This window comes from Pseudomonas mandelii, from assembly GCF_002251635.1.
Lineage (GTDB): Bacteria > Pseudomonadota > Gammaproteobacteria > Pseudomonadales > Pseudomonadaceae > Aquipseudomonas > Aquipseudomonas mandelii_B.
Genome location: NZ_NMOJ01000191.1, coordinates 24,678 through 33,891, shown reverse-complemented (window position 1 = coordinate 33,891; position 9,214 = coordinate 24,678). Strand labels below are relative to the sequence as shown.

Here is a 9,214-nt window from a genome sequence, read left to right as displayed (position 1 = left end):
TNCTCCGAATTTATTAGATTTATGGCAGAGCCGAGTTCGGCGCTAAATTTTCGGGTGTGACTTTGTTGTTTTGGGTGATTGATCAAACTGGTGTGTTGTTTGGACTGACCTCTTCGCGGGCAAGCCCGCTCCCACAGGGATCAGAAGTCAACCTGTGGGAGCGGGCTTGCCCGCGAAGGCGTCAGCCCTGACAACACAGGATCAGGATCAACGCAAAGGAATCAGCAACTCCCGCACACCCGCAGCCCGCTCGATAATCTCCCCGGGCAACTTCAACCGCTGGTCATCCAGATACCGATAGTCCTTGCGTGCAGCCTCCAACCGGCTGAAATCCAGCTCAACCGTAAACTGCCCTTCCTCGCGCCCAGCCTCGAACAACAAGGTGCCCAGCGGGTCGACCAGCGCACTGCCACCGGCAAACAACAGGCCGCCATCGCCCTCTTCCACCCGGTTGACCATCAGCGCAAACGCCTGGTTTTCCTGGGCACGGGCCATGATCGCGGTGCGGTGCGTGGGGCCATACGGGTCCATGTTGCCGTTGGTGACGATCAGCAACTCGGCGCCCAACTGCGCCAGGGCGCGGGCGGTTTCCGGGAACTCGATGTCGTAGCAGATCAACAGGCCGACGCGCACGCCGTTCCACAGGCAGGTCGCGTAGCGATCACCCGGGGTGAACACGCCGCGATCCGAGGCCCACAAGTGGGTCTTGCGATAACGCAGGGCGATGCCTTCNGGGGTGATCAGCAGCGTGGTGTTGTAGAAGCGGCCGTTGTCGTTCTCGGCCATGCCGATTACCACGGCGATGTTGCGTTCGCGAGCAGCCGCCAACACGGCGCTGACCGTCGGCCCGTCCAGCGGTTCGGCGGTTTGGGCCACGGTGTCGGCAGTCGGAAAGCCCATCAGGTGGGTTTCCGGGAAGACGATCAGTTGCGTATCCGCATTACAGGCAGCGATGGCCGCCAGGGCGCGTTCGAGGTTGTACGCTGTGCCGTTGTCACGGCCCGCCAACTGGGCGAGTTCGACTTTCATGGGTATTCCTTGTTATGGGCCGGGCGGCAGAAAGATTGCCCGGTCTGTGTCTGTGCGCCAGTATGCGCAGCAAGCCACCGGGCGGGGAATCACGCCGCTGGGGTAACCCGATAGGGGTAGAGGCATGACACTTTCGTTAGACGACATCGCGTGGCACCGCTCGGTCGGGCAACTGATCGACGCCCTCGACAAGCCCAACTTCTGGACGCAGCTTGTCCGGTTGCTGGATCAGTACGTGACCTTCGACAGCTGGGTGGCGCTGCTTTTCAGCGCGGACCAGCACCCGCAGGTCTTCGCCGAATGCCCAGGCGAGGACGGCAGCCCTGATCAGTTGTTTCAGGATTACTTGCGCGGGCTGTACTTGCTCGACCCGTTCTACATCGCCTGCCGCGAGCAATCGCGTACCGGCCTTTATCGCTTGTCGGAAGTGGCGCCGGAGCACTTCGAGCTGACCGAGTACTACCAACGCTACTTTCGCCTGAATGTGGTGGCCGATGAAATCCAGTTCAATTGCCAGCTCGAAGGCGACCGCACGCTGTGCCTGTCGTTGGGCAGCAAGCAGCGTTTCAGCGGCCAGCAGATTGCCTTGCTGTCGCTGATCCAGCCTTGGGTGCTCGGCCTGCTGCGCCAGCGCCTGCCCTACGAAATCAACGAAGTCGTGGCCCTCGCGCCAGCACCGATCCAGGGCGATTGGCGCGTGCAGCTGGAAGCCTCGGTGCAACAACTCAAGGGCGCGCAATTGACCGCCCGGGAACTGGATGTCGGACGATTGATGCTCAGCGGTTGCTCCAGTAAAGAAATCGCCCGTAAGCTGGAAATCTCTGTTGAAACCGTGAAAGTCCATAAGAAACACATGTACAGCAAGCTNGGGATCAAATCCCAGTCCGAGCTGTTCTCGATATTCCTGCAGGCGCAAAATGCCTGATCGCACAGTGGCGTGCTTTCGCTTTTACTGTGGGAGCGGGCTTGCCCGCGATAGCGGCCTTTCAGAAAAAATCTGTTGTCTGACACGGCGCAATCGCGGGCAAGCCCGCTCCCACAGAGATCTTCGGATCCGCTACACCTTGTGCACTACACACGACCGAGTCCGAACCCAAGGAACCCGTATGAGCCTGTCACTCCTAAGCCGCTACGCCTTCTTTGCCGCTTGCGTGATCTTCACCCTCGCCAGCCTGCCCTTCCTCGAACACGACTGGCTCTGGCCGATCACCGCGGTGACGGGCGTCCTGAGCCTGATCGGGATTTTCGACCTGCTGCAAAGCCCCCACGCGGTGCGTCGCAACTACCCGATCCTGGGCAATATCCGTTACCTGGTAGAAGCCATCCGCCCGGAAATCCGCCAGTACCTGTTGGAATCCGACAGCGACGCCCTGCCCTTCTCCCGGGCCCAGCGCTCGCTGGTTTACTCGCGCGCCAAGAACGAAACGGCCGATAAACCCTTCGGCACCTTGATCGACGTATACCAGTCGGGTTTCGAATTTATCGGCCACTCCATGCGCCCCGCGCCGTTGAGTGACCCGAGCGCCTTTCGCGTGATCGTCGGCGGCCCGCAGTGCACCCAGCCGTACTCGGCGTCGGTGTTCAACATCTCGGCCATGAGCTTCGGGTCCCTGAGCGCCAACGCCATTCGCGCGTTGAACCAAGGTGCCAAGCTCGGCAACTTTGCCCATGACACCGGCGAAGGCAGCATCAGCCCCTACCACCGTGAAAACGGCGGCGACCTGACCTGGGAACTGGGCAGCGGCTACTTCGGCTGCCGCACCAGCGACGGCCGTTTCGACCCGGAACGCTTCGCCGTGCAAGCGCAAAACCCGCAAGTGCGCATGATCGAAATCAAGATGAGCCAGGGCGCCAAACCCGGCCATGGCGGGATCCTGCCCAAGCACAAGGTCACCCAGGAAATCGCCGACACCCGCGGCATCATGATGGGTGAAGACTGCATCTCGCCGTCGCGTCACAGCGCGTTTTCCACGCCGATCGAACTGATGCATTTCATCCAGCAATTGCGCGAGCTGTCCGGCGGCAAACCGGTGGGCTTCAAGTTCTGCCTGGGCCACCCGTGGGAGTTCATGGGCATTGCCAAGGCCATGCTGGAAACCGGCATTCTCCCGGACTTTATCGTGGTCGACGGCAAGGAAGGCGGCACCGGCGCCGCGCCCGTGGAGTTCACCGACCATATCGGCGTGCCGCTGCGTGAAGGCCTGCTGTTTGTGCACAACACCCTGGTCGGCCTGAACCTGCGCGACAAGATCAAACTCGGCGCCAGCGGCAAGATCGTCAGTGCGTTCGATATCGCCAGCGTCCTGGCCATCGGCGCCGACTGGGCCAACTCGGCACGCGGTTTCATGTTCGCCATCGGCTGTATCCAGTCACAAAGCTGCCACACCAACAAATGCCCGACCGGCGTCGCCACCCAGGACCCGTTGCGCCAGCGGGCCCTGGTGGTGCCGGACAAGGCCCAGCGCGTATTCAACTTCCACCGCAACACCCTCAAGGCGTTGGCGGAAATGCTTGCGGCAGCCGGCCTGGATCATCCAGCGCAGCTGTCGGCCAAGCATTTGGTGCGGCGTATGTCCGCAACTGAAATCAAGCTGTTCTCGCAGTTGCATGTGTTCCTCAAGCCCGGTGAATTGCTCACGGGCGAGGTGAACGGCGAGTTCTATTCGCGCATGTGGCAGATGGCGCGGGCGGACAGTTTTGAGCCCAATGAGGTGGTTGCTGCGTAAGGAGCGATTGCACGTCAGCCTCGCGAGAGGTTGGCGNGCGCGACACCTTCATGCATCGCGCTCGCCATATAGAACAAATCTCGAAAAGAAGAGCCCGCAGATCAGACTTAACAGTGAGAAAGACCCAACGGTTACCAGCCCGTGGAGTTTCCAGACATCGGCGTAATGCCCGACCACAAAACTCATGATCCCCATAAAAAACACATACAACAGATAACGAAGTACCGACGCCCCGGCCTCAAACGTGTACAGCGCGTGCACATAAAATGAGAAGGTCCCCGCGACACAAAACGCCGAAAAATTACTGGCAGCCTGACTCAGCTCGGCCGCGACAGTGAGAACGTAAAAGATCTGCCAGTGAATGAGCGTATTGGCCACGCCAACGATCGCGTAGGTGGAGAATGCTTTCCATAAGGCTTTCATGTCCGTTCCTTGAACTGTTCCGGTTTCAGGTGCGGTTCAAACCTAAAGTCGAAGACAGTTGCGCGTCTACTGTAAGAACTAACAGGTAACGCGGCATTCCAGACCAGTGGTCATGGTGTTCACCACTGCAGCGAGGGGATCCGGGTGGGTTCTTTCATGACGATAAAGCCGTAATCCCCCAGCAGATAAATGCGATAGAACAGGCTGTCCACCAGCGGTGCATAACCCTGGTAACCCACCATCGTCGCGTTGCGCCGTTCCTTTTCCCTGACCACATTGGTAATGCCTGCCTTGGGCAGATTTTCCGCGAGCATGTAGAAGTCGATGTTCAGCAGGTAATGCAAAACCGGCATCTGTTTGAACGAGCCCGCAGCCCCCACCAGCCAGTGATCGGAGTAGGTCACCGACATATAAATACGCTTGGCTTCGCGTAATGCCGGGCGCGAAGCAATGTCGGCGCTCAAGGCAGACAGTGCATTCGTTGCGAAGGTTTTTTGTAACGTCAGTACCCGTCCATACGCAAAGGAAAGCGAGAGCATCGCCAACAGTGGAACCAGCAACAGCAGCGGCAGCTTTCCATGCACCGGCGCCAGTGCCCGATGGCTCAGGTAGAACAGCAGCACCAGCACGACCGCAAAGCCCATCAAGGTGCGGGCGCCTTCATTGAAGTCGCGGAAAAACAGTGAGACGCCCGGCACCAGCAGCATCAGGGCGGGCAGGATCAACAGGCACAGCAGGCCGATCACGGTTTTGTTTAACCCAGTGTCCGCACGCTCAAACACGCGCTGTCCCACGCGCACGGCACCGAACAGGGCGCACAGCAACAGCGCGGCGAATACCCAGGCAAAGCCGCCATGGAACAGCAGCACGATTTTTTCCAGGACCCAGCCCGCGCTGGTTTCAATTTGCTGCAACGGCGCCGCTGCCCCGTTCAACAATGAGGTGCGCTTCTGAGTCATGAAGGAATAAGCGGTGGCGTAATAGATCAACCCCGCCAGCCCCACCTGTACAACTTTGCAGCCGATCAATCGCCACCACGCAGGCCATGCCAATGGGTCGTCCGTGCGCCGCAGCAACTCCAGGCAACACAGACCGAGAAACACATTGAAGCTGACCTGATAAAGCCCGATGGCCAAGGCTATCAGCGCGGCCGGTATCAGCAGGGTCTGGACGCGCGAGGGGCTTTGAAAGGTGATCGCGTAGATCACCGCCACCAGGCTCAGCGCCATGGTCGGCCCATCGTATTGGTACGACAGGTTTTGCAGAAAAAACGGGTTGTACCAAAGCGGCAGCACCACCAGGCAATGGGCGAACGTCGGTTCGGGGAAGTAGTGGAACGTCAGCCGAGTCAGCGCCCAACTCATCGCCAGCGTGGCGATCAACAGCGGCAGCGGGAAGATATTCGGAGCGGCGCCGCTGAAGGTCAGGAGGTTGTAGAACCATTGCGCAAACAGCCGCCCCTCCTCCGCCCAGCCGGTGCCGGCGGCCAGGGCACGCCAGTTGTCATCGATGTAGGGATAATCCGCGAGGATCAGCGGCAGGATGTAAAGCAGCGTCGCGAAAAGAAACAATAACCAGACTTGGCGGCCGGTGAGTTCTTTGTCGAGCCATTCGCTGATCTTCATGCCGACGCCTCAAGGGAATTCCGCCTTCAATCAATAAAGCTTTGAACCCCGACGGTAGTCAGAGATCGCCGACCTGCGCGGCTTTTAGACAGGCGGTTGTCACCTCGGCGATGCACAGAGACATTCCGTAATATCCGCACTTTGCAATTGCCGGAGAATCCCTGCACCCTGCGCGCCGCCAATGTGCGGCGCGCAACCTTTTGTGGCGCCGGCGCTCCTACTTCAAAACCCGTTCAAGAGCCCGCAGCCATGACGACTGAACGCGATCACCGGATCGACTTTTTCCGCGGCCTGGCGNTGATCTTCATTTTCTGGGATCACGTCCCCCACAACCCCTTCGGCCAAATGACGCTGCGTAATTTTGGCTTCAGCGATGCCGCCGAAGTCTTCGTGTTTCTCGCCGGTTACGCGGCGGTCCTGGCCTACGGCAAGATCCTTGCGCGCGAAGGTTACGGGATGGCCTGCCTGAAGATCCTGCGGCGCACATGGGTGTTGTACGTGGTGCATATCTTCCTGTTGGCGATGTTGATGGGCATTGTGTTCTTCGCCAACAGCCATGTGGAAACCCGCGACCTGGTGGAGGAGATGGGCATGCACCACTTCATCAGCAACCCGCAGCAAGCCTTGATCGATGAGTTGCTGTTGCGCTTCAAACCGAACCTGATGGACCCATTGCCGCTCTACATCGTGCTGCTGGCCGGTTTGCCGCTGGTGCTGCCGATATTTGTGCGCAAACCCTGGGTGGTGGTGGCGATGTCGTTTGCGGTGTACCTGACGGTGCCGTTGTTCGGCTGGAATCTGGCTGCCATCAAGGACGGCGTGTGGTACTTCAACCCCGTCGCCTGGCAACTGTTGTTCGTACTCGGCGGTGCCGCTGCGATTCATGGGCAACGCCCGCGGTTGCCCGACAGACGCTCGTTGCTTCGTCAGCCAGTGTTTGTGGGTGCGGCGTTATACGCAGTAGTTGCCGGTGTACTGACCGTCTTGTGGCGGTGGCCGCAACTGCATGATGCGTTGGTACCGACCAGCCTGAGCAATCTGTTGTACCCGATCAGCAAGACCGACCTGTCGCCGGTGCGCCTGCTGCACTTTCTGGCGCTGGCGTATGTCACGGCGAAACTGTTGCCGGACACTGGCTGGACGCAGAACTGGCTGGCACAGCAATGCAGTCGCATGGGGCGTTATTCGCTGGAAGTGTTTTGCCTCAGCGTGTTGCTGGCGCCGTTGGCGGACATGGTCAATGCCCTGACCGACGATGCGTTTGCCATGCAAATCTTCACCGCGTTGGTGGGTGCGGGGTTGATGGGGTTGCTGGGGGTTTGGCTGGATTTCAACAAGCGCCTGACCCGGTCGGCACCCGCTCCCGCCGCATGACCGCCTACACAAAACGCAAATCCGACATCGGGAAACAAGTGGGGAGCAGGCACCAGCCAATAAAAAGCCCCGGCCAATGGACCGGGGCTTTTGCGTTTCAGGTGTTACGACTTACGAAGCCGAACGCACCGCACCTTGCGACACATTGGTCGGTTGCAGCTTGAACACGTAGAACAACACCGTCAGCAGCACCAGGAACGCAGGTCCCACGTACAGTGCCACGCGGGTTTCCGGGAAGTACGCCATCAGCCCCACCACCAGCACCAGGAACGCCAGCGCCAGGTACGAGCTGACCGGGTACAGCCACATCTTGTATTTCAGGCCGGCACGTTCGCTGGCACTCAGGCCTTTGCGGAACTTGAGCTGGGCCAGCAGGATCATCAGCCAGGTCCAGATCGCGCCGAAGGTGGCGATGGAGGTCACCCACACAAAGACTTTTTCCGGAACCATGTAGTTGAGCAGCACGCCCAGCAACAGCACGAAGATCGACAACAGCAGCGCGCGACGGGGCACGCCGTTGTTCGAGGTCGTGGCAAAACCGGCCGGGGCCTGGCCATTCTGCGCCAGGCTGTAAAGCATGCGCCCGGTGCTGAAGATGCCGCCATTGCAGGACGACAGTGCCGCCGTAATCACCACGAAGTTGATGATGCCGGCGGCGGTCTTGATGCCCAGGCGCTCGAAGGTCATCACGAACGGGCTGCCCTGGGTGCCGATTTCGTTCCACGGGTAGATCGACAGAATTACGAACAGCGCGCCCACATAGAACAGCAGGATGCGCCAGAACACCGAGCCGATGGCACTGGGGATGGTCTTCTGCGGGTTCTTCGCTTCACCGGCGGTCAGGCCGATCATTTCCACGCCGAGATAGGCGAACATCACCATTTGCAGCGACATCAACACGCCTTGCACGCCGTTGGGCATAAAGCCGCCGTGGGCCCACAGGTTGGAGATACCCAGTGCCACGCCGTCATTGCCGAAGCCGAACGCGATGATGCCGATGCCACCAATCACCATCGCGATGATGGTGACGATCTTGATCAGGGCGAACCAGAACTCGAATTCACCGAAGGCTTTCACCGCGATCAGGTTGATCGAACCCATGCTGATCAACGCGGCGAGTGCCCAGATCCAGCGCGGCACATCGGGAAACCAGACGCCCATGTACACCGCCACGGCNGTAATTTCCGCCACGCAGGTTACCAGCCACAGGAACCAGTAGTTCCAGCCGGTGAGGAAACCCGCCAACGGGCCGAGGTAATCCTGGGCATAGCGGCTGAACGAGCCGGCGACGGGGTTGTGCACCGCCATTTCGCCGAGCGCGCGCATGATCACCAGGATCGCCAGGCCGCCAATGATGTAAGACAGCATGATCGCGGGGCCGGCCATTTCGATGGCCTTGGCCGAACCGAGGAACAGACCGACGCCGATACAGGCACCGAGCGCCATCAAGCGGATATGCCGTTCACCGAGTTCACGTTTGAGCGGGCCGCCTTGAGCGGTCTCGCCATGGGGCAGTGGGTTGCCGACTGGCATAAGGGTACAACCTCGTCTTGTTATTGGATATGACCACCGAGTAACAAAGCGCTGACCGGTAAGCCATTGCTTCTGAGAAACCGGGCCTGCTTCGTGAGCAAGTCCGTCTTGCAGGACAACACCGGCAAGATCAGCGGGGCGTGCAGTATAAAAAGCTTCGTACAGGGTTTTTCACTCTATAAACCACAACATTCAGCCAGAACTCTCGGGAAAAGCCCGGTTAGCGGAGGGGCATTACCTGACTTTTGTAGGATCTTTCACCACCTGAAACGCCGCCGAGTATTGCACAGCATTGGTGCATCGTCATGCCCCTGGCTAAGCCTTATTTGCTGTTCAACGTGTCTAGCAAAGGCATTTCAGGCAGGCACTACCCTGTGGCGAGGGAGCTTGCTCCCGCTCGGCTGCACAGCAGTCGCAAAACCTGTGATCGCGGTTCGACTGAAAGACCGAGATGGCAAATTCGGGTCTGCTTCGCAGCCCGGCGGGAGCAAGCTCCCTCTCCAC

7 protein-coding genes are annotated in these 9,214 nt (G+C 59.6%); 3 read left to right on the top strand and 4 right to left on the bottom strand.

The features are described from left to right. Nucleotides 1-207 precede the first annotated feature (207 nt). The gene (locus B7L09_RS23675; protein WP_094470854.1) at nucleotides 208-1,029 is read right to left on the bottom strand and encodes a carbon-nitrogen hydrolase family protein; all 822 of its coding nucleotides are present in this window, start codon (nucleotides 1,027-1,029) and stop codon (nucleotides 208-210) included. A gap of 124 nt (nucleotides 1,030-1,153) precedes the next feature. Between B7L09_RS23675 and B7L09_RS23670 the strand changes: the two genes are divergently transcribed. Together B7L09_RS23670 and B7L09_RS23665 are read left to right on the top strand one after the other, a co-directional pair. After that, complete coding sequence (locus tag B7L09_RS23670; protein ID WP_059406091.1) at nucleotides 1,154-1,954, top strand: helix-turn-helix transcriptional regulator; 801 nt, start codon at nucleotides 1,154-1,156, stop codon at nucleotides 1,952-1,954. Between the two features lie 181 nt (nucleotides 1,955-2,135). After that, entirely contained in the window at nucleotides 2,136-3,755 is a 1,620-nt protein-coding gene (locus B7L09_RS23665; RefSeq protein ID WP_094470853.1) for an FMN-binding glutamate synthase family protein, read from the top strand. A gap of 48 nt (nucleotides 3,756-3,803) precedes the next feature. Here the strand turns inward: B7L09_RS23665 and B7L09_RS23660 are convergent, their stop codons facing one another. Beyond that, nucleotides 3,804-4,178 carry a GtrA family protein gene (locus B7L09_RS23660; RefSeq protein ID WP_094470852.1) on the bottom strand — a complete coding sequence of 125 codons (375 nt, stop codon included), beginning with the start codon at nucleotides 4,176-4,178 and terminating at the stop codon, nucleotides 3,804-3,806. Nucleotides 4,179-4,297: 119 nt separating this feature from the next. After that, a complete protein-coding gene (locus B7L09_RS23655; protein ID WP_094470851.1) occupies nucleotides 4,298-5,803 on the bottom strand; it encodes a glucosyltransferase domain-containing protein in 1,506 nt (501 codons plus the stop codon). Nucleotides 5,804-6,052: 249 nt separating this feature from the next. Between B7L09_RS23655 and B7L09_RS23650 the strand changes: the two genes are divergently transcribed. Then, nucleotides 6,053-7,177, top strand: coding sequence for an OpgC family protein (locus B7L09_RS23650; protein WP_094470850.1), 1,125 nt, complete (start codon nucleotides 6,053-6,055; stop codon nucleotides 7,175-7,177). Nucleotides 7,178-7,288: 111 nt separating this feature from the next. Here B7L09_RS23650 and B7L09_RS23645 read toward each other — a convergent pair whose 3' ends face one another. Beyond that, the gene (locus B7L09_RS23645; protein ID WP_094470849.1) at nucleotides 7,289-8,710 is read right to left on the bottom strand and encodes an amino acid permease; all 1,422 of its coding nucleotides are present in this window, start codon (nucleotides 8,708-8,710) and stop codon (nucleotides 7,289-7,291) included. Nucleotides 8,711-9,214 lie beyond the last annotated feature (504 nt).

What these genes read in the sequence shown, in the direction of transcription:
- B7L09_RS23665 (WP_094470853.1), top strand. Translation starts at nt 2,136, where the DNA reads ATGAGCCTGTCACTCCTAAGCCGCTACGCCTTCTTTGCCGCTTGCGTG.
- B7L09_RS23660 (WP_094470852.1), bottom strand. Translation starts at nt 4,178, where the DNA reads ATGAAAGCCTTATGGAAAGCATTCTCCACCTACGCGATCGTTGGCGTG.
- B7L09_RS23655 (WP_094470851.1), bottom strand. Translation starts at nt 5,803, where the DNA reads ATGAAGATCAGCGAATGGCTCGACAAAGAACTCACCGGCCGCCAAGTC.